The sequence below is a fragment of the Mycobacterium sp. NGS26 genome, assembly GCF_059813025.1.
The window spans coordinates 10,478-31,451 of sequence record NZ_JCALDU010000004.1; the positions used below are offsets into that span (position 1 = coordinate 10,478).

Genomic DNA, 20,974 nt, shown 5'->3' on the forward strand with positions numbered 1-20,974 from the left:
AGCCGGGCGCAGCGGGTCGCCGCCATCGGACTCCGCGACGGCGGGGTCGGCGCGCGCGGAGCTCGCGGATCCCGCGTCGGGCTCGCCGGCGCTATCCCGCCGGTGGTTGCCGCTGGTGGCCGCGATCGCCCTGGCGCTGACGTTCGCCCAGTCCCCCGGGCAGGTGTCGCCCGACACCAAGCTCGACCTCACCGCCAACCCGCTGCGCTTCCTGGCCCGGGCGACCAACCTGTGGAACAGCGACCTGCCGTTCGGCCAGGCGCAGAACCAGGCCTACGGCTATCTGTTTCCGCACGGCACCTTCTTTCTGCTCGGGCATTTTCTGGGGCTGCCCGGTTGGGTGACCCAGCGCCTGTGGTGGGCGCTGCTGCTGACGGTCGGCTTCTGGGGGCTGTTGCGGGTCGCGGAGGCGCTGGGGATCGGCAGCCCGTCGTCGCGCGTCATCGGCGCGGTGGCGTTCGCGCTGTCGCCGCGTGTGCTGACCACGCTCGGCTCGATCTCGTCGGAAACCCTGCCGATGATGCTGGCGCCGTGGGTGTTGCTGCCCACCATCCTGGCGCTGCGGGGGTCGGCTGGCCGCTCGGTGCGGGCGCTGGCCGGCCAGGCGGGGCTGGCCGTCGCGCTGATGGGCGCGGTCAACGCGATCGCGACGCTGGCCGGCTGCCTGCCCGCGCTGATCTGGTGGGCCTGCCACCGGCCGAACCGGTTGTGGTGGCGCTACACGGCGTGGTGGCTTTTGGCCCTGTGCCTGGCGACGCTGTGGTGGGTGGTGGCGCTGGGCTCGCTGCGCAGCGTCAGCCCGCCGTTCCTGGACTTCATCGAGTCCTCGGGCGTGACGACGCAATGGTCGTCGCTGGTGGAGATGCTGCGCGGCACCGAGAGCTGGACCCCGTTCGTGGCGCCGAGCGCCACCGCGGGCGCTCCGCTGGTGACCGGGTCGGCGGCCATCCTGGGCACCTGCCTGGTGGCGGCGGCGGGGCTGGCCGGGCTGGCCGGGCGCGCGATGCCGGCGCGGGGACGGCTGGTGACGATGCTGTTGGTGGGCGTGGCGCTGATGGCCGTCGGCTACAGCGGCGGGCTGGGCTCGCCGCTGGCCCACCAGGTTCAGGCGTTCCTGGACGCCGCCGGGGCGCCGCTGCGCAACGTGCACAAGCTGGACTCGGTGGTCCGGATCCCGATCGCGCTGGGCATCGCGCAGCTGCTGGGCCGGGTGCCGCTGCCCGGTTGGGTGCCGGTGTCGGTGTGGCTGCCCGCATTCGCCCACCCCGAGCGCGACAAGCGGGTCGCGGCGACGGTGGTGATCCTGACCGCGCTGACGGTCAGCACGTCGCTGGCGTGGACCGGTCGGCTGGCCCCGCCGGGCACGTTCGACGCGATACCCCGGTACTGGCACGAGGCCGCCGACTGGCTCGGCGAGCACAACACAGGGCGGGTGCTGGTGGTTCCCGGGGCGCCGTTCGCCACCCAGCTGTGGGGCACCAGCCACGACGAGCCGCTGCAGGTGCTCGGTACGGGCCCGTGGGGGGTGCGCGACTCCATCCCGTTGACCCCGCCGCAGACCATTCGGGCGCTGGATTCGGTGCAGCGCCTGATCGCGGCCGGGCGCCCGTCGGCGGGCCTGGCCGATACCCTTGCCCGCCAAGGCATTTCGTATGTGGTGCTGCGCAACGACCTGGACCCCGACACGTCGCGCTCGGCGCGCCCGATCCTGGTGCACCGCGCGATCGACGGGTCGCCGCGACTGGGGAAGGTGGCCCAGTTCGGCGCGCCGGTGGGGCCCGGCGCGGTGGCCGGCTTCGTCGCCGACAGCGGGCTGCGGCCGCGCTACCCGGCGGTGGAGATTTACCGCGTCGATGTTGCCGGCGAGCCCGGCGCGCCCTACTTCGTCGACGCCGATCGGCTGGCCCGGGTCGACGGCGGCCCCGAGGTGCTGCTGCGCCTCGACGAGCGGCGCCGGCTGCTGGGCCAACCCCCGCTTGGGCCGGCGCTGCTGACCGCCGACGCCCGCGGCGCGGGCCTGGCGGCGCCCGCCGTCACCGTCACCGACACCCCGGTGGCGCGCGAGACCGACTACGGCCGGGTGGACCAGCACTCGTCGGCGATCCGGGCGGCCGGCGACGCGCGGCACACCTACAACCGGGTGCCCGACTACCCGGTGCCGGGCGCCGACACCGTCTTCGGCGGCTGGACGGGCGGGCGCATCACCGTGTCCAGCTCGTCGTCGGATTCCACCGCGATGCCCGACGTCGCGCCGGCGGCCTCCCCCGCCGCGGCGATCGACGGCGACTCGGCGACCGCGTGGGTGTCCAACGCCCTGCAGGCGGCCGTCGGGCAGTGGCTGCAGGTGGATTTCGACCACCCGGTGACCAACGCCGCCATCACCCTCACACCCAGCGCCACCGCCGTCGGCGCCCAGATCCGCCGCATCCTGATCGAGACGGCCAACGGCAGCACCACGCTGCGGTTCGACGAGCCCGGCAAGCCGCTGGCCGCGGCCCTGCCGTACGGGGAAACCCCGTGGGTGCGGATCACCGCCGCCGGCACCGACGACGGGTCGGCCGGTGTCCAGTTCGGCATCACCGACCTGGCGATCACGCAGTACGACGCGTCGGGGTTCGCCCACCCGGTCAGCCTGCGGCACACCGCGCTGGTGCCCGGGCCGCCGCCGGGCTCGGCGGTCGCGGGCTGGGACCTCGGCTCGGAACTGCTCGGCCGGCCGGGCTGCGCGCCGGCACCCGACGGCGGCGTGCGCTGCGCCCCGTCGATGGCGCTGGCGCCCGAGGAGCCGGTCAACTTCAGCCGCACCCTGACCGTTCCCTCCCCGGTGTCGGTGACCCCGACACTTTGGGTGCGGCCGCGGCAGGGCCCGAAGCTGGCCGACCTGATCGCCGAGCCGAATACCACACGCGCCCAAGGGGATTCCGACGGGGTGGACGTCCCCGGCTCGGCGTACGCGGCCGCCGACGGCGACCCGGCCACCGCGTGGACGGCGCCGCAGCGGGTGGTGCAGCACAAGTCCCCGCCGACGCTGACGCTGACCCTGCCGCGGCCCACCGAGGTCGCCGGGCTGCGCCTGGATCCCGGACGCTCGGCGCTGCCCGCGCACCCGACGGTGGTCGCCGTCAACCTGGGCGACGGCCCGCAGGTCCGGAAGTTGAGGCCTGGCGAGCCGCAGACCCTGTCGCTGCAGCCGCGGGTCACCGACACCGTCACCGTCAGCCTGCTGGACTGGGAGGACGTCATCGACCGCAACGCGCTGGGCTTCGACCAGCTCAAGCCGCCGGGGCTGGCCGAGGTCGCGGCCCTCGGCGCCGACGGCCGCCCGATCGCGCCCGCCGACGCCGCCCGCAACCGCTCCCGCGAGGTCACGGTCGGCTGTGAGCACGGCCCGGTCATCGCGGTCGCGGGCCGATTCGTGCACACCGCGATCCGCACGACGGTGGGCGCGCTGCTCGACGGCGAACCGGTCGAGGCGCGACCGTGCGACCGCGACCCGATCGCGCTGCCCGCGGGGCAGCAGGAGCTGCTGATCAGCCCCGGCGCCCAGTTCGTCGTGGACGGCGCCCAGCTGACAACACCGGGAGCCGCCGAATTGCCCGGCGGCGCCGGCGCTTCGCGGGCCGTGATCGGGGCGTGGGGCCCCGACCGGCGCGAGGTGCGGGCCCCCGCGTCGGCCACGCCGCGGGTGCTGGTCATTCCGGAGAGCATCAACCCCGGCTGGGTGGCGCGCACCGGAAACGGCACCCGGTTGACGCCCGTCGCCGTCAACGGGTGGCAGCAGGGCTGGGTGGTGCCGGCGGGCGACCCCGGCACCATCACCCTGACCTTCGCCACCAACTCGCTGTACCGGACCGGGCTCGCGGTGGGGCTGGCGCTGCTGCCGCTGCTGGCCCTGCTCGCGCTGTGGCGCACCCGGCGCGGGTCCTCGGACGACCCGCCCGCCGCGCCCTGGCCGCCCGGACCGTGGGCCGGGGTCGCGGTGCTGGCGGTGGGGACGGTGATCGCCGGGGTGGCCGGGTTCACCGTGGCGTTTGCGGCCCTCGGTCTGCGCTACGCGCTGCGCGGCCGGCCGCGATGGCGGGAAGCAGTTAGTGTCGCGCTGAGCGCCGGCGGGCTGATCCTGGCGGGGGCCGAGCTGTCCCGGCATCCCTGGCGCTCGGTCGACGGTTACGCCGGTCATTCCGCGAATGTGCAACTGCTGGCGCTGATTTCGCTTGGCGCGCTCGCGGCCTCGGTCGTGGTCATGCCCGAGCGGGCGCGCCCGCGTGAAGACGAATGACACCGAGGGAGTTGGCTACGCGTCTACCCGCTGGTTGACTGGATACGCGGGTTGGTGTAATCGCCAGCGTCCGAGGAGTTACGGCCATGGGATGGATGTCCGCGCCCGATTACTGGCTGGGCCGGCTGGTGCTCGAACGCGGCGTGGCGGCCCTGTACCTGATCGCGTTCCTCGCGGCCGCCCTGCAGTTCCGCGCGCTCATCGGCGAACACGGAATCCTGCCGGTGCCCCGGTTTTTGGCCGGGCAGAGCTTCTGGCGAATGCCGAGCATCTTCCACCTGCGCTACTCCGACCGGTTGTTCGCCGGCGTCTCGTGGTCCGGCGCGGCGCTGGCGGCCGCCGTCGTCGCCGGCGTGGGCGACCTGGCGCCGCTGTGGCTGGCAATGCTGATCTGGCTGACTCTGTGGGCGCTCTACCTGTCGATCGTCAACGTCGGGCAGGCGTGGTACTCGTTCGGCTGGGAATCGCTGCTGCTGGAGACCGGGTTCCTGGCGATCTTTCTCGGCAACGACCGTGTCGCGCCCCCGATCCTGACGCTGTGGATGGCGCGCCTGCTGCTCTTCCGGGTCGAGTTCGGCGCCGGGCTGATCAAGATGCGCGGCGATCCGTGCTGGCGCGACCTGACCTGCCTGTACTACCACCACGAAACCCAGCCGATGCCGGGGCCGTTGAGTTGGTTCTTCCATCGCCTGCCCAAGCCGCTGCACCGGATCGAGGTGGCCGGCAACCATTTCGCCCAGCTGGTGGTGCCGTTCGGGTTGTTCGCGCCGCAGCCGGTGGCCAGCGTCGCCGCGGCGATCGTCGTGGTCACCCAGCTCTGGCTGGTGGCGTCGGGCAACTTCGCGTGGCTGAACTGGGTGACGATCGTCCTGGCGTTCAGCGCCATCGACGACTCGTCGGCGGGGGCGGTGCTGCCGATACCCGCGCATCCGGCGCTGGCGGCGCCGCCGCCGTGGTTCGCCGGGCTGGTCATCGCCTTCACCGTGGCGGTGGTGTTCATGACCTACTGGCCGGTGCGCAACATGCTGTCGCCGAATCAGCGAATGAACATGTCGTTCAACCCATTTCACTTGGTGAACACCTACGGTGCGTTCGGCAGCATCGGCCGCGTCAGGCGCGAGGTGGTGATCGAAGGCACCGACGAACCCCAGATCACCGCCCAGACGGTTTGGCGGGAATACGATTTCAAGGGAAAGCCCGGCGCCGTGCGTCGGCTGCCGCGCCAGTGGGCGCCCTACCATCTGCGGCTGGACTGGCTGATGTGGTTCGCCGCGATCTCGCCGGGCTACGCGCAACCCTGGCTGGGCCCGCTTCTGCAGCGGTTGCTGCGCAACGATCCGCCCACGCTGCGCTTGTTGCGGCACAACCCCTTCCCGGATTCACCGCCGCGGTACGTGCGGGCGCTGCTCTACGAATACCGCTTCACCACCCCGGCCGAGCTGCGCCGCGACCGGGCCTGGTGGCACCGCACCCTGATCGGCCGCTACGCCGGCCCCTTTACGCTGCATAGACTGACCCCGCAGGATCACGGCTAGCCGACTGGCCCGCGAGCTGGCAATTTGACTGTGCGCCTACGGTTTTGAGTGTGAACCCAGGGATTTGATTGTGCATCCACGGCGCGATTTCGGCTCTGGATCACGCCGTGAGTACACAATGAAAGCCGTGAGTACACACTCGCCGGCAAGCCGGCGCATCAGGCGACTCCAGCACCCGGTGTCTGCGGTGCGCGGGCGGCCGTCTCGCGGATCTCGACGACCGGGAGCCGCAATGCGCCCGGCGCGCCTTCCGGCACCACGGGATTGTTCGGGGCGATCGGCCGTACCCGACGGTAGCCCTGACCCTGCTCCGGCCGCTGGTCCTGCTCGCCCTTGTTCGGCCACATCGCCGCGGCCCGTTCGGCCTGCGTGGTGATCGTCAGTGCCGGGTTCACCCCCAGGTTCGCCGAGACCGCCGAGCCGTCGACGACACTGAGGGTCGGGTAGCCGTAAACCCGGTGGTAGGGGTCGATGACACCGTGTTCGGGGTCCGCGCCGATGACGCAGCCGCCGAGGAAATGTGCGGTCATCGGGATGTTGAACAGTTCACCCCAGCTTCCGGCGGCCACGCCGTGGATCTTCTCGGCGATCCTGCGGGTCGCCTCGTTGCCCACCGGGATCCACGTCGGGTTGGGCTGGCCGTGGCCTTGCCGGCTCGACAGGTGCCGCCCGCGCAGTCCCCGCTTGGTGAACGTGGTGATCGAGTTGTCCAGGTGCTGCATCACCAGGGTGATGACCGTGCGCTCGCTCCAGGTCTTCACGGTCAGCACGCGCAGCAGCGCCGCCGGGTTCTTCGCGGCCACGGCGAGGAACTTCAGCCAGCGCGGCCAGCGGCCACCGCCGTCGGTCATCAGGGTCTGCAGCATGCCCATCAGATTGGAGCCCTTGCCGTAGCGCACCGGCTCGATGTGGGTGTCGCCGGTGGGGTGGATCGAGGAGGTGATTGCGACGCCGTGGGTCAGGTCCAGGGCGGGGTCGACCCTGTATTTCGTTGCGCCCAGGATGGATTCGGAGTTGGTACGGGTGAGCGCGCCGAGCCGGTCGGACAGGTTGGGCAGCGTGCCGGTGGCCTTCATCTTGTGCAGCAGGTTCTGCGTGCCCCAGGTGCCGGCGGCCAGCACCACGTACGGCGCGGTGAAGGTTCGGCGTTTCTTGCGCAGCACCGCGCCCGTGCGCACGGTGTCGACGTTCCACGCTCCGTCGGAACGCTGTTGCAGCGACGTGACGGTGGTCAACGGATGGACAGTGGCACCGGCGCGTTCGGCGAGGCCGAGATAGTTCTTCACCAGCGTGTTCTTGGCGCCGTACCGGCAGCCCACCATGCAGTTGCCGCATTCGATGCAGCCGGTGCGCGCAGGCCCGGCGCCGCCGAAGAACGGGTCGGCAACGGTTTTTCCGGGCTCGCCGAAGAACACGCCGACCGGTGTCTGGATGAATGTGTCACCGACCCCCATGTCCTCGGCGATCGACTTGATGATCTCGTCGGCCGGGGTCATGTGCGGGTTGCGCACCACACCGAGCATGCGCTGGGCCTGCTCGTAGTGGGGCGTCAGCTCGTCCTCCCAGTCGGTGATGTGCTTCCACTGCGGATCGTTGAAGAACGGCGCGGGGGGCTTGTACAGGGTGTTGGCGTAGTTCAACGATCCGCCGCCGACTCCGGCGCCGGCCAGGATCACGCAGTCCCGCAGCAGGTGGATGCGCTGGATCCCGAAGCAGCCCAGTTTGGGCGCCCACACGAAATTGCGCACATCCCAACTGGTTTTCGCGAACTGGTCGTCGGTGAAACGCCGGCCCGCCTCGAGCACGCCGACGCGGTACCCCTTCTCCGTCAGCCGTAATGCCGTGACGCTGCCGCCGAAGCCCGACCCGATCACCACGACGTCGTAGTCGAATTGTTCAGACATCAGTTCTCCTATTTGACGCCGGGCGTCCGCTTGAGGGCGCGCAGCCCGGTGGTCATGATCCGCGCGTAGCGGCCGGGGTTGAGCCACGTCGGCGCGCCGACGGGCAGCAGGCGCTCGGTGGCAATCGTCTGGGACTCGGTGTATTTGAGGATGCCGTGTTCGCCGTGGCGGCGGCCGAGGCCGGAGGCCTTCATGCCGCCCATCGGGGCGTCGACCGATCCCCAGGCGGCCGCGTAGGCCTCGTTGACGTTGACGGTGCCGGCCTGCAGGCGGGCGGCGACCCGCTGGCCGCGCTTCGGGTTGGAGGTCCAGACGCTGAAGTTCAGGCCGTAGTCGCTGTCGTTGGCCTTCTCGATGGCCTCATCCTCGCTGTCCACGCGGTAGAGCGAGACGACGGGCCCGAAGGTCTCGTTGGCGAATGCGGTCATGCCCTCGCGCACCCCGGTGAGGATGGTGGGCTCGTAGAAGTGCGGGCCGATGTCGGGCCGCGGCTTGCCGCCCGCCAACACGGTGGCGCCCTTGGCCACCGCGTCGTCGACGTGCTCGGCGACCGTCTTGAGTTGCTTGTCGGAGATCAGCGAACCCATGTCGGCCGAATAGTCCAGCGCCGCAGAGAGTTTCAGCGCCTTGGCGGCCTCCGCATAGCGCGTGGTGAACTCGTCCCACAGGGCACCGGGCACGTAGATGCGTTCGACCGAGATGCACAGCTGCCCGGCGTTGGAGAACGCCGCCCGCAGCGCGCCGGACACCGTCTTGCGCACGTCGGCGTCGTCGAGCACCAGCAGCGCGTTCTTGCCGCCCAGCTCCATCGAGCAGTCGATGAGCCGCTCGCCCGCCTGCGCGGCGACGGTGCGGCCCACCGCGGTGGAACCGGTGAACATCAGATAGTCGGACGCCTCGATGATCGACGTGCCCAGCTCGGAGCCGGACCCGGTGACGACCTGCACCACACCGGCCGGCATGCCCGCCTCCTCGAGCAGCCGGACCGCCCACAGCGCCGAAAACGGTGTCTGCTGATCGGGTTTGGTCAGCACCGCGTTGCCGGCGACGATCGCCGGGAGGGCGTCGCTGATGCCCAGCGTCAGCGGATAGTTCCACGGCGAGATGATGCCGACGACGCCCTTGGGGTGATGGAGTTCGCTCACCTTGGTGAGCATCAGCTGCACGCCCTGGCGCCGCTTGGGGCTCAGGTAGTCGGCCGCGGTGTTCGCGTAGTAGCGGGCGGTCAGGCAGACGTCGAGGACCTCTTCGAACGCGTGCCGGCGCGCCTTGCCGTTCTCGAGCTGGATGAGATCGAGAACCTCATCCTGATGTTGCAGCACCAGATCGTGGAAGCGCAGCAACACGGCCGCGCGTTCCTTGACCGGACGCGCGGCCCAGGCCGGCTGTGCCGCGCGGGCGCGCTGCGCGGCTTCGGCCACGCCGTCGACCGTGCAGCGGGGGACGTCCCCGAGCGGGCGGCCCGTCATCGCGTTGGCTACCTCCAGGCGCTTGGCGCCGTCGGCGGCCTCCACCCGACTCGCCAATTCCTTGAGCAGAACGGAGCGTGCTTCGACAGTCGTCATGGTCATCGTGCCTCCCGGTCGCCGATCATCCGAAGACCGGGAAGCTGCGACGCTTGGCCAACCGGTCCATGCCGTCCTGGATCGCGCCCTGGACCTCGTCGTACACCTTGTCGATGTAGGCGGCGTCGTCGGCGCGGGCCGGGTCGGTGTCGACCCGGATCGGATCCAGAAACTCGGTGCGGATCTTCGCCGGCAGCGGCAGGTGCGCGGGCAGCACCTCGACGGCCAACGGGAACGGGAAGCCCGCGATGATCGGCATGGTCGCGCCGCGCAGCCGCTTTCCGAGCCCGGTCCAGCGGGCCAGGAAGCGGCCCTCGGAGAGCACGAACACGGTGTCGTGGCCGCCTACCGTCGCGACCGGGACGATCGGCACGCCCGAACGAATCGCCTGGCGGACGAAGCCCTTGCGGCCGAACAGCATTGCCTTGTCGCGATGGCGCCAGTTGCGCATCGAGTCCTGTTCGCCGCCCGGCCAGACGACCACGTCGTGGCCGGCCGCCAGGGCGGCGGTCACGCCCTGACGCGAGGCCGGGATCACCCCGACGGCGCGAAAGTAGTCGCCCAGCAGCGGCGCGCCCATCAGCACGTCGTGGGCGATGCCGTGCAGGACGCGCCGACCGTCGAAATGGCGGTGCCAGGAATGCACCAGCGTCCAGGCGTCCATCGTCAGCGCACCACCGGAGTGGATGCCGATCAGCAACGACGGCTCCTCGGGAATCCGGTGCCAGCCGTCTATCTCCAGCCGAAAGTAGTGGTCGCACAGGAAGTTCCAGATCGGGTTCTGCGCGTAGCGCATGAACGTTTCGTTGGGCGCCTGCGGTGCCTTCGGTGCGGTGGACGTCATCGTGGTCTCCTAGGCGTCGTAGTCGACGGACACGGTGGGGCTGGTGGGGTGTGACTGGCAGGTCAGGATGTAGCCGGCGTCCAGCTCGGCCCGGCCGAGCGCGAAGTTCTGATCCATTTCGACGGTGCCGTCGAGCAACTTCGCCCGGCACGTGCCGCAGGCGCCGCCCATGCACGAGTACGGCGCGTCGCTGCACACCTGCAGCGCGCCCTCGAGGATCGAATCACCGGGGGTGAGGTCGAAGGTCTGATCGCGCCCGGAAAGCCGGAAGGTCACCGTGGCGGCGTCATATCCGCGCTTCGGTGTGGTGCCCTTCGGGTAGCCGGTGAACAGCTCCAGGTGAATGCGCTCTTCGTGGACACCGCGCGCGATCAGCGCGCCGCGCGCGGCGGTGCTCATGCCCATCGGGCCGCACAGGAACCACTCGTCAACGGTTGTCGGCCTCAGGCTGGTGCGCAGCCACCGGGTGAGCCTTTCCTCGTCGATCCGGCCGCGCAACTCCGGGGTGTGCAGCGGCTCGCTGGACAACACGTGCAGGATCTCCAACCGGTCGGAGTAGCGCGACTCCAGCCGGGCCAGATCGTGCCGGAACATCGTTGACTCTTTGGTGTGGTTGCCGTAGATCAGCGTGAACCGGCTCTCGGTCTCGATCTCCAGCACCGTCTCCAGGATTGACAGCACCGGGGTGATCCCACTGCCGGCCGCAATGCCCACATAGTGCTTTCGCGCCAGCGGATTCAACGGGGTGCCGAACCGCCCCGTCGGAGTCATCAACTCGAGGACGTCGCCGGCCCTCAATCGATCGGCCACAAACCCCGAAAAGGCGCCGCCCGGAATGTGTTTGACCGCGATGCGCAGCTGGGCCCGCGTCGCCGGCGCGCAGATCGAGTAGTTGCGCCGCACATCCTCGCCGCCGAGGTCGGTGCACACCGTCACGTGCTGACCCGGCTCGAAACGGAACTCGTCGCGCAGCGCCTCGGGCACCGCGAACGTTACCAGCGTGCTGTCCTCGGTGATGGGATCCACCGAGGCGACCGGGATCCGGTGCCGCACCGCGTGGGTGGCGCTCGACCGGGCCGGCATGTGCACTGGAACCACACGACCTAGCTTGCGGTTGAGCTCCTTCCATTCCCGGTACTCGTCGGGGTTCAGCTGCTGACCGAACACCGTGGAGATCGCGGCTTCGCGCTCCAGGTAGGCCTCCTCGTTGCGCCGCCAGGTCTTCACATACCGGTAGAACGGCACCGACGGGTGCAGATGGTGCACCAGGTGATAGTTCTGCGACAGCATCAGCGGCGTGTACAGCCACTCCATCCCGACCCGCGCCCGGGTCGCCCGGTAGCGGTTGGAGCGCTGGGTGTCGGCCAGCCCGTGATGCGGCAGCCAGTCGAACCACCACACCAGGACGACGAGTCCGATGCGTTGCGGGATGAGGAAGACGACCGCGAGCGTCCAGATGTGGCCGGTGACGATCGCGACGACCAGACCGGCCACGCTCAGCGTCAGCAGCGAAAGCGTCTCGGCAACCTCGGGTTTCGGCCGGCGCCGCAGCGTGCGAAGGATGAACCCGCCGTACAGCAACTCGGGGAACGGCCACCGCAACGGCATCTGCCACCACTTCGAGTGCGACGCCCACGCGTCCGGGTCGTTGGCATCGTCGTTGGAATGCCGATGGTGCTCGATGTGGATGAACGCGTACGTCGGGAACGAAATGATCGGCACCACCAGCAACCACGCCAGCCGCCCGATCAGCCCGTTCACCCAACGGGCGGTGCTGACCGCATAGTGGATGGAGTCGTGCACCACGGTGAACATCACGAACGTCACCGCGGCGTTGACCGGTATCGTCACCCAGGCGGGCACCCAGCCCTGGATGTAGCCGACCGTCGACACCATGAACGCCGTCAGCGCGACGACAAAGGCGCTGACCGTCGGCAGTGCGAGCCGCGGCACCGACTCCCCGGGATCCGGCAGCGCATGGGGCGCAGGGCTTTCCGGCGTGCGTCGATCCAGCGCCTCAACGGTCGACATCGACACCTCCAATTCGCAATGGCGCCCTCAGCATCCGACTCAGCGCAAAGCGGCCGGTTTCCTCGTCGACCATCTCCATCGCAATGCGCCGCGCCCGCACCGCCGCGCGGTCGGCCTTGACGTTGATGTCGCGGCGCGGCACGGTTTCCTCACCCAGACGGCGCTGAATGGTTTCCAGCACAACCGAATCCCGCATCGCCCACTCGTGGAACATGGCGCGAATGAACCCGGCGATCCGCTGGTCGTCGGGCGCGAAGTTGCGGGCCATTTGAAGGAAGACGTGCGTGGCCCCGGGCGATTCGGGGGTGAACCCTTGAATCCGTAAGAGCTCGTGGTCTTTTCCGGACTCGGGAGCGATGACGTAATGCTGGACATGTAGTGCTGGGGAGACGAAGGTTCCCTCCTCACGACGGCTGCCGGCAGTCTCGACGGGAAGGCCGGTGATTTCGGCCTCCCACGGCGCGAGCCTGCTCCACGGCAGCTCCCGGAAGTAGGAGACGGACCGTTCGGAGACTTCGACCTCGTCGAGCTGTGGCAGCACCTCGATATCCGGTGGCACGACCTCCGGATGCATCACGAACACGTCGGTCAGGTCGAGGTAGTGCTCATGCAGCAGTAGGTAATTCGCCTCGACGCGCAGCACCTCGCTGGTGCTCCCCCAGCCCGTCCCGTCGGCGTACCACGGCACTCGCGGTGGCGGGCGCAGCGCGGCCACACCCGGGTCGCCGAGCCAGATCCACACGAACGGCGACTGCTCGTGCACGGGATAGGTGCGTACTCGGGCGCCGGGCGGTACGTTCTCCTGCGACGGCACCTGGGCCAGGCAGCCGTCGGGGTCGTAGGCGAATCCGTGGTAGCCGCAGACGACGCGGTCGCCGTCGCGGTGGCCCTCCGACAGCGGGTAGGCCCGGTGGATGCAGCGGTCCTCCATCGCCACCACGTCCCCGGAGCCGCGCCGGTACAACAGCACCGGCTTGTCGAGCAGCCGACGCGCTAGCAGGCCATCGCCGATTTCGTCACTGGCCGCCGCCACATACCAGCAGTTGAATGGGTAGTTGGACCTCATAAGTCGAGCACCAACCTTTCCGAGCGGGACCGCGAAACGCAGGTCATCATCACGTCGTTGCGTGCCTTTTCGGCGTCGTTGAGCACGGAGTCGCGGTGGTCGGGCTCGCCCTCCAACACGTCGCATTCGCAGGTGCCGCACACCCCTTCCATGCAGGAGCCCAGCACGTCGACGCCGGCCTCCTCGCAGGCCGCATAGATCGACTTGTCCGGCGGCACGGTCAGGGTGATGCCGGAGCGTTGGCACTCCACCTCGAAGGTGTCCAGCGCACCGGGCGACGGCTCGTCGAGGGCCTTGGCCGAGAACCGCTCGATGTGCAGGCTGCCCTCGGGCCAGGCCTTGCACGCGTCCTCGACCGCGCCCAGCAGCCCCTCGGGCCCGCAGCAGTACACCAGCGTGTTCTCGCCCGGCTCGGCCAGCGCCGAGCCGAGGTTCGCGCGGAAGTTGGCCCCGTTCTGGGCATCCCGCGCGCAGATGGTGACGCGGTCGCCGTGGCGCCCCAGGTCGTCGACGAAGGCCATCGACGAGCGCGCCCGGCCGCCGTAGAGCAGCCGCCAGTCCGCACCCGCCGCCTCGGCCGCCGCGATCATCGGCAGCATCGGGGTGACGCCGATGCCGCCGGCGATGAATAGGTACCGCGGCGACCCGACGAGCGGAAAGTGATTGCGGGGGCCGCGAACCCGCACCGAGGTTCCCTCGTGCAGCTTGTCGTGCACGAACTGGGAACCGCCGCGGCTGTTGGGGTCGAGCAGGACCCCGACCTGCCACTCGGCTCGGTTCGCGGTGTCGCCGCACAGCGAATACTGGCGCACCAGCGACGGTGTCAGCAGCAGGTCGATGTGCGCGCCCGGCGCCCACTCCGGCAGATCGGCGCCGCTCGGGTCGGCGAGCGTGAGCGTGACGACGCCGTCGGCGACGGCCTCGCGGCGGCGAACCTCGACGTCGACCTCGACCTCACGGTAGGCGGGCCTGGCCCGGGTCGGCTGTTCTGTCGCTGTCACGATGTTCTCCGCACCGGTACCGAGTTGTACTGGTTGAGGAACAGCGCCCGCACCCGCGTCGGCTCGCCGTCCAGGGCGAGGTCAGGGAAGCGTTCCAGGGTCTGCTGGATCCACAGCCTCAGCTCCAGCCGGGCGAGGTTGGTGCCCAGGCAGAAGTGACGTCCCCGCCCGCCGAAGGCCTGGTGCGTGTCAGCGAGGTTGGGACGGGTGATGTCGAATGTGTGCGGATTTGGGAACACCGTCTCGTCGCGGTTGGACGCGAGGTACCACAGCAGCAGACGATCGCCTTCCTTGATCTGCTTGCCGTGCAGCTCGGTGTCTTTGGTCGCCCCGCGCGCCATGAAGGCGAATGCGGGATAGCAGCGCAGCCCCTCCTCGACCGCCGCCGGAATCAGCTCGGGATTCTCCCGCAGCTGTCGGCGCAGCTCCGGGTTGCTGAGTATCTCCATCATGGTCGCGGTGTAGGTTGCCCGGGTCGAGTCGTTGCCCGCCGACATCAGCAGGACGAAGAACAGCGCGATCTCCATCTCGTTGAGCTTCTCGCCCTCAACCTCGGCATCCATCATGGCGGTCAGCAGCTTCCCGCTGATGGACGCATCGCCGCTGCGCGCCAAAGCGATCCGGCCATTGACGTATTCAAGGATCTCCGCCATCACCGCCATGGGATCATCCCACTGCTGCCGGATCACCGGGTCTTCGAACGCGGTGAACACGTTCGTCCAGTGCACCAGTTTGGCGTCATCCTCCGGTGGTGTGCCCAGCAGTGAGCCGATCACCCGGGCCGGGATGGGCCGCGCGACATCGGCGACCAAGTCGAATCGGTCTTTGTCGGCCACAGTGTCCAGCACACCCTTGATGATCTGGTTGACGTGATCGGTGTGCTCGGCGACAACCTCCGGGGTGAACTCCTTGATCACCAGCGCCTTGAGCCGGTCGTGGCGGGGTGGGTCCATCGAGATCATCTGCAGCCGCTGAATGTCCAGCCCGAGGCCGTCGCTGATCTCATCCCAATGGAAGATGCCGCGCCGTTCGGAGGAGAAGGTCTTGTAGTCACGGCTGACGGCACGCACGTCCTCGTGGGTCGTGATGTCCCAGAAGCCGCCTTCCTGGGGCCGGTTGCGTTGCGCGCTGAAATGCACCGGGTCCTCGCGCTGCATTCGGGCGAACAATTCCCATGGCGGCCCGTCGTCCCACACGGCGGAATCGGCGAGGTCGACGGTGTCCAGGTCGCGGTGCTCGATGGTTGTCATGGCGTGTCCTTGCACTTGTGTTGAATTACTTCGTTTTTCGGATAGTGCGGGCGAAAAATGCGATCGAGGGGTCTCCGCTGTAGTCAGTGTGCGCCGCAACTCCTTGACGGTAAATGCATTGGGGTCAATGATTTGATCTGGTTGGGAAGGAAATCGCGGCCGCGTCGGGTCACGCGGTTGCGGGAGTTTCGACGTCTAAAACTCGTGTGTCATAAGGGATTCCATCAAATTGTCACGCTCGGCGACGAGCTTCGCTCGGTGGCCGTGGCCCAGTCGCGCCCGCATAGCGCGGGGTCCGGCGACTGGGCCTTGCCGACGTCAAAAGTCCGATGATGACAAACATCCTTCTCTCATTTCTCAGCGAGGCGGAATTCGGGTTTTCTCGAGCCCGGCTCGAACTCAATTCAGTCGTTTGCCGAGCAATTCGGCGTGCCGTTCGTGCTGAACGCTACGGAGCTCGCCTGGCCGCGGCGACGTCCGCAACGGACCAAATACCCGCCGGACCTTGGCTCCAGAAGCCAAACAACCACCACGAAGCGATTGGAACTACGGTTGGTTCATGGCGGACGAAGGCCGCGCCGAGGCGACGCTCACTGCCAAGACCGCGGCGACCATTGCGGGCCGGCTGGACGGCAAGCTGGATCAGACCACGCGACGCATCCAGGCGTTGCTGGTCGCCGAGATCTCGGAGCTGCGCGGAGACGCGCAATTGCTGCAATTGCTGGAAGACACGGTCGCGACGAACGTCGACACGTTCTTCTCGACGATTCGCTACAACATCCCCGTCAACCAGGTAGACCCGCCGGCCGCGGCACTGGAGTATGCCCGGCGCCTGGCGCAGCGCGAGGTGTCGGCAAACGCGTTGGTGCGCGCTTACCGGCTGGGCCACCGCGCGGCGCTGGAAGTTGTGCTCGACGAGATCCGCGCGGCGGAGCTGGACCCGAAGCTCAGCCTGGATGTCTACGAGCGGATGGCGGCGGTCTCGTTCGCATACATCGACCGGATCTCGCAGCTGGTGGTCGAAACCTACCAGGACGAGCGGGAGCGCTGGGTCGAGAACAGAAACAGCCTACGTGCCCTGCGCGTTCGCGAGATCCTCGCGGGCGCTGAGGTCGACGTCGATGCGATGACAACCGCGATCCGCTATCAGCTCGGACGAATTCACCTTGCGGTCGTCGTCTGGTGGGGCGAATCGGACAATCGCGTCGACCTCGCGCAGATGGAGCGCTTCGTCCACCATCTCGCCGAATCCGTTGGCGCTCAGCAGGGTTCCTTGTTCATCGCCGTGGACCGGGTGACCGGCTGGGCGTGGATTCCGCTGCCGGCCGATGCCGCGCCGACCGTGTTGCCGCGGATTCGCGAGCTCGCTCGAGCGGCGGCCGACGGTGTGTACGTCGCGGTCGGCAACCCATTGCCGGGCGTCGAGGGATTCCGCCGTTCGCATCAGCAGGCGGCGGACGCCCGCAGTGTTGCGATCGCATCGGGTGCGACCGCGCGCCGGGTCACCGCGGCCAGCGATCCCGAGCTCTCGATTGCGGCGCTGCTGGGGGCCAACCTCGATGCGGCACGCACCTGGGTTGGCGAGGTGCTCGGCCCGCTGGCCTCCTCCTCGGATAGCGACGCCCGGCTCCGCGAGACGCTGCGCGTGTTCCTGCGCACCGGCTCCAGCTACAAGGCAGCGGCCGAAGAGGTGCACCTGCACGTCAATTCGATCAAGTATCGCGTCCACCGGGCAATCGAACGACGTGGCAGGCCAATCGCCGACGACCGCTTGGATGTCGAGATTGCCCTGCTGCTCTGCCACTGGTTCGGTCCGGCCGTCCTCGGCTGAGCGGGTAACGTCGCCTCCACGCGACCGAAATCTAGGAGGCCCCGTGCGACTGCGAAAACGACGCGGCGCGCAACCGGAGAGCGCGGATGTGGCCGAGCCGATCGTCACCAATGCCAGCGAGAAGAACCGCTACGAGATCAGCGCCGAGGGCGAGGCGGCCGGCCTTGCGGACTATGTCGACAGCCGCAATCAGCGCATCTTCTACCACACCGAGGTCGACAAGAAGTTCACCGGTCGCGGCCTGGCCGGCAAGCTGATCGCCGCCGCGCTGGACGATACCCGCGCCGCGGGCAAACGGATCGTGGCGATCTGCCCGTTCGTCGCCGCCTTCGTCGACAAAGACGACGACTACGCCGACATTCTCGATCCCATCACCCCGCAGGCGCATGCGGCGGTGCGAGCCGAAACCTCGTAATTGCCGGCTTTGACTGTGCGCCTACGGTTTCGAGCGTGGACCCACGGCGAAGTTTCGACTCCGATCGCGCCGTGAGTGCACGCTCAACGCCGTAGCCTCACAGTCGATGGCGCGAGGTGCCGCCACACCGCTACAGCGTCTCGTCCAGCTCGCCGAGCCGGTCGGTCAGCCGCAGGTTCTCCGAGTAGTCGACGGGACAGTTGATCAGCGACACGCCGTCGTCGTCGAGCGCGGCCTTCAGCGTCGGCAGCAGCTCGTCGGCGCTGTTGATCTGATATCCCTTGGCGCCGAAGCTTTTTGCGTAGGTGACGATGTCGGGGTTGGAGAACCGCACGTAGTGGTGCTCGCCGAGTTCGAGGTCCATCTTCCACTCGATCAGGCCGTAGCCGCCGTCCTCCCAGATCAACACCACCAGCGGTATCTTTTCCCGAACGGCGGTCTCGATCTCCTGTGAGCTCATCATGAAGGCGCCGTCGCCCACGACGGCCAGCACCTTCGACTCGGGGCGGGCCAGCTTGACGCCCAGTGCGCCGGGCAGCGCAAAACTCATGGTGGACAAGCCGTTCGAGACCAGGCACGTGTTGCACTCGAACGTCGGGTACAGCCGCGCCATCCACATCTTGGTGGCGCCGGTGTCGACCAGGACGACGTCGCTGCGGCCCAGCGCGGCGCGGGTGTCGGCGACCACTCGCTGCGGCGCCAGCGGGTAGCGCGAATCCTGTTGTCCCCGTGTGAATTCGTCGGCAAGCAGGCCCGAGCCCGGTATCGCCGGGTCGACGTGGTAGCGGTGCCCGGCGAGCGCCACCGTCAGCGCGTCGAGGGAGGCGCTGATGTCGCCGACGATCCCGACGTCGACGGGATAGTGCGCGTCGACCTCGGCGGGAAAACGATGGATGTGGATGATCTTCTTGTCGGACGACGGGTTGATCCGGACCGGGTCGAATTCCTGCAGCTCGTAGCCCACCGCGACGATGACGTCGGCGTTGTCGAACCCGAAGTTGACGTAGTCGTGCCGCATGAACCCGATGGTCCCGATGCTGTTGGGGTGGTCGTCGGGCATCACGCCCTTGCCGTGGAAGGTGTTGGCCACCGGGATGCCGAATTCCTCGGAGAACCGCACCAGGGCCGCGGTCGCGTCGCCGCGGGCCGCGCCGTGACCGGCCAGCACCACCGGTCGCTCGGCCTGGCGCAGGATGTCGACGGCACGCGCGACCTGACGGGCCGCCGGCGCCTCGGCGCGGACGACGTTGCGCGGCAACGGTTTCAGGTCGGGGTAGTCGGTTTCGTCGGCGTCTATGTCCTCGGGCACGGCCAGATACACCGCGGCCGGGCGTTCGGCCTCGGCGAGCTTGAACGCCTTGCGGAACATCTCCGGGATGGCGCGCGCGGTCGGGATGCCGGCGGCCCACCGGGTGATCGGCGCGAACATCGACACCAGGTCGACGTACTGGTGCGACTCCTTGAACTGACGGCCCTGGCCCACCTGCGCGGAGATCGCGACCATCGGTGTGCTGTTGGTGGTGGCATCGGCGACGCCGAGCTGCATGTTGATCGCACCCGGGCCCAACGTGGCCGACACCACCGCCGCCCGGCCGGTGACGCGTCCGTACATCTCCGCCATGAACGACGCCGCCTGCTCGTGGCGGGTGAGCACGTAGCGGATGTTCGAGGAGGCCAGCGCCTGCACGAAGCGGATGTTCTCCTCGCCGGGCAGCCCGAAGACCACGGAAACACCCTCGTTTTCCAGGCACTTGACCATCAGCTCGGCGGCTTTGCTCACTCGGCACCTCCCTTCTCGCCACAGTAGTGGCAGGCTGGGTATCGAACGTCTACCCACCAGCTAGCGAAGGAAGTCAGCGTGCCCATCGCCACGATCAACCCGGCCACCGGCGAGACGGTCAAGACCTTCACCCCGGCAACCGACGACGAAGTCCAGGCCGCGATCGCGCGGGCCCACGAACGCTTCCTGGACTATCGCCGCTCCACCACCTTCGCCCAGCGCGCGCAGTGGGCCAACGCCACCGCCGACCTGCTGGAGGCCGAGGCGGACCGGACCGCGGAGATGATGACCCTGGAGATGGGTAAGACGCTGGCTTCGGCCAAGGCCGAAGCGGTCAAGTGCGCCAAGGGTTTTCGCTACTACGCACAGAACGCCGAGAGGCTGCTTGCCGACGAGCCGGCCGATGCGTCGAAGGTGGGCGCCAAGAGGGCGTACACGCGGTATCAACCACTCGGGGTGGTGCTGGCGGTGATGCCGTGGAACTTCCCGCTGTGGCAGGCGGTGCGCTTCGCGGCGCCGGCGCTGATGGCCGGCAACGTCGGCATCCTCAAGCACGCGTCGAACGTGCCGCAGTGCGCGCTGTATCTCGCCGACGTGATCGCGCGCGGCGGCTTCCCGGACGGCTGCTTCCAGACGCTGCTGGTGCCGTCGAGCGCCGTGGAGACCATCCTGCGCGATCCCCGCGTCGCGGCGGCCACCCTGACCGGCAGTGAGCCGGCGGGCCAGTCCGTCGGGGCCATCGCCGGCGACGAGATCAAGCCCACCGTGCTCGAGCTGGGCGGCAGCGACCCGTTCATCGTGATGCCGTCGGCGAACCTGGACGAGGCGGTCAAGACCGCGGTCACCGCCCGTGTGCAGAACAACGGGCAGTCCTGCATCGCCGCCAAGCGGTTCATCGCCCACGCCGACATCTACGACGCGTTCGTCGACAAGTTCGTCGAGCGGATGAAGGCGCTGCGGGTCGGCGACCCGACCGACCCCGACACCGACGTGGGTCCGCTGGCCACCGAGTCGGGCCGCGACGAGGTCGCCAAGCAGGTGGAGGACGCCGCCGCGGCCGGCGCGGTGATCCGTTGCGGCGGTGAGCGTCTCGACCGGCCGGGGTGGTACTACCCGCCGACGGTGGTCACCGACATCACCAAGGACATGGCGCTCTACACCGAGGAGGTGTTCGGCCCGGTCGCCTCGATCTACCGCGTCGACGACATCGACGAGGCCATCGAGATCGCCAACGCCACCACCTTCGGGCTGGGCTCCAACGCCTGGACCGAGGACGAGGCCGAGCAAGAGCGCTTCATCGACGGCATCGAGGCGGGCCAGGTCTTCATCAACGGGATGACGGTGTCCTACCCCGAGCTGCCGTTCGGCGGCGTCAAGCGCTCCGGCTACGGCCGCGAGCTCGCCGGCCTGGGCATCCGCGAGTTCTGCAACGCCAAGACGGTGTGGGTGGGGTAGCTGGCGAGCAGACGTAAA

At 68.9% G+C, this 20,974-nt stretch carries 13 protein-coding genes; 5 read left to right on the forward strand and 8 right to left on the reverse strand.

Annotation, left to right across the window (positions count from 1 at the left end; genetic code table 11):
• The first annotated feature begins 106 nt into the window (after positions 1–106).
• Positions 107–4,279, forward strand: coding sequence for an alpha-(1->3)-arabinofuranosyltransferase domain-containing protein (locus tag AC5Y6X_RS14455; protein WP_499987076.1), 4,173 nt, complete (start codon positions 107–109; stop codon positions 4,277–4,279).
• Between the two features lie 86 nt (positions 4,280–4,365).
• Positions 4,366–5,814, forward strand: coding sequence for a lipase maturation factor family protein (locus AC5Y6X_RS14460; RefSeq protein ID WP_499987077.1), 1,449 nt, complete (start codon positions 4,366–4,368; stop codon positions 5,812–5,814).
• A gap of 158 nt (positions 5,815–5,972) precedes the next feature.
• Here the strand turns inward: AC5Y6X_RS14460 and AC5Y6X_RS14465 are convergent, their stop codons facing one another.
• The 7 genes from AC5Y6X_RS14465 to AC5Y6X_RS14495 are packed head-to-tail and all read right to left on the reverse strand — an operon-like array spanning position 5,973 to position 15,475.
• The gene (locus tag AC5Y6X_RS14465; RefSeq protein ID WP_499987078.1) at positions 5,973–7,718 is read right to left on the reverse strand and encodes a GMC oxidoreductase; all 1,746 of its coding nucleotides are present in this window, start codon (positions 7,716–7,718) and stop codon (positions 5,973–5,975) included.
• Between the two features lie 8 nt (positions 7,719–7,726).
• The gene (locus tag AC5Y6X_RS14470; RefSeq protein WP_499987079.1) at positions 7,727–9,283 is read right to left on the reverse strand and encodes a succinic semialdehyde dehydrogenase; all 1,557 of its coding nucleotides are present in this window, start codon (positions 9,281–9,283) and stop codon (positions 7,727–7,729) included.
• A gap of 25 nt (positions 9,284–9,308) precedes the next feature.
• Positions 9,309–10,127: a lysophospholipid acyltransferase family protein gene (locus tag AC5Y6X_RS14475; protein WP_499987080.1), complete on the reverse strand. Its 819-nt coding sequence runs from the start codon at positions 10,125–10,127 to the stop codon at positions 9,309–9,311.
• A 9-nt stretch (positions 10,128–10,136) separates the two neighbouring features.
• Positions 10,137–12,158: a fatty acid desaturase gene (locus AC5Y6X_RS14480; protein ID WP_499987081.1), complete on the reverse strand. Its 2,022-nt coding sequence runs from the start codon at positions 12,156–12,158 to the stop codon at positions 10,137–10,139.
• Positions 12,145–13,224 carry a Rieske 2Fe-2S domain-containing protein gene (locus AC5Y6X_RS14485; protein WP_499987082.1) on the reverse strand — a complete coding sequence of 360 codons (1,080 nt, stop codon included), beginning with the start codon at positions 13,222–13,224 and terminating at the stop codon, positions 12,145–12,147. Before AC5Y6X_RS14485 ends, AC5Y6X_RS14480 begins: the two co-directional genes overlap by 14 nt.
• Positions 13,221–14,225: a PDR/VanB family oxidoreductase gene (locus AC5Y6X_RS14490; RefSeq protein WP_499987083.1), complete on the reverse strand. Its 1,005-nt coding sequence runs from the start codon at positions 14,223–14,225 to the stop codon at positions 13,221–13,223. Before AC5Y6X_RS14490 ends, AC5Y6X_RS14485 begins: the two co-directional genes overlap by 4 nt.
• The gene (locus AC5Y6X_RS14495; protein ID WP_499987084.1) at positions 14,222–15,475 is read right to left on the reverse strand and encodes a cytochrome P450; all 1,254 of its coding nucleotides are present in this window, start codon (positions 15,473–15,475) and stop codon (positions 14,222–14,224) included. Before AC5Y6X_RS14495 ends, AC5Y6X_RS14490 begins: the two co-directional genes overlap by 4 nt.
• Before the next feature lie 559 nt (positions 15,476–16,034).
• Here AC5Y6X_RS14495 and AC5Y6X_RS14500 point away from each other — a divergent pair.
• Both AC5Y6X_RS14500 and AC5Y6X_RS14505 read left to right on the forward strand, forming a co-directional pair.
• Positions 16,035–17,306 carry a PucR family transcriptional regulator gene (locus tag AC5Y6X_RS14500; RefSeq protein WP_499987085.1) on the forward strand — a complete coding sequence of 424 codons (1,272 nt, stop codon included), beginning with the start codon at positions 16,035–16,037 and terminating at the stop codon, positions 17,304–17,306.
• An 88-nt stretch (positions 17,307–17,394) separates the two neighbouring features.
• Complete coding sequence (locus tag AC5Y6X_RS14505) at positions 17,395–17,721, forward strand: GNAT family N-acetyltransferase (RefSeq protein ID WP_499987086.1); 327 nt, start codon at positions 17,395–17,397, stop codon at positions 17,719–17,721.
• A gap of 130 nt (positions 17,722–17,851) precedes the next feature.
• On the opposite strand, the gene AC5Y6X_RS14510 is transcribed toward AC5Y6X_RS14505, so the two are convergent.
• Complete coding sequence (locus AC5Y6X_RS14510; RefSeq protein WP_499987087.1) at positions 17,852–19,501, reverse strand: acetolactate synthase large subunit; 1,650 nt, start codon at positions 19,499–19,501, stop codon at positions 17,852–17,854.
• Positions 19,502–19,579: 78 nt separating this feature from the next.
• Between AC5Y6X_RS14510 and AC5Y6X_RS14515 the strand changes: the two genes are divergently transcribed.
• Positions 19,580–20,956 (forward strand): NADP-dependent succinic semialdehyde dehydrogenase, encoded by a 1,377-nt coding sequence (locus tag AC5Y6X_RS14515; RefSeq protein WP_499987088.1) that lies wholly within the window; start codon positions 19,580–19,582, stop codon positions 20,954–20,956.
• Positions 20,957–20,974 lie beyond the last annotated feature (18 nt).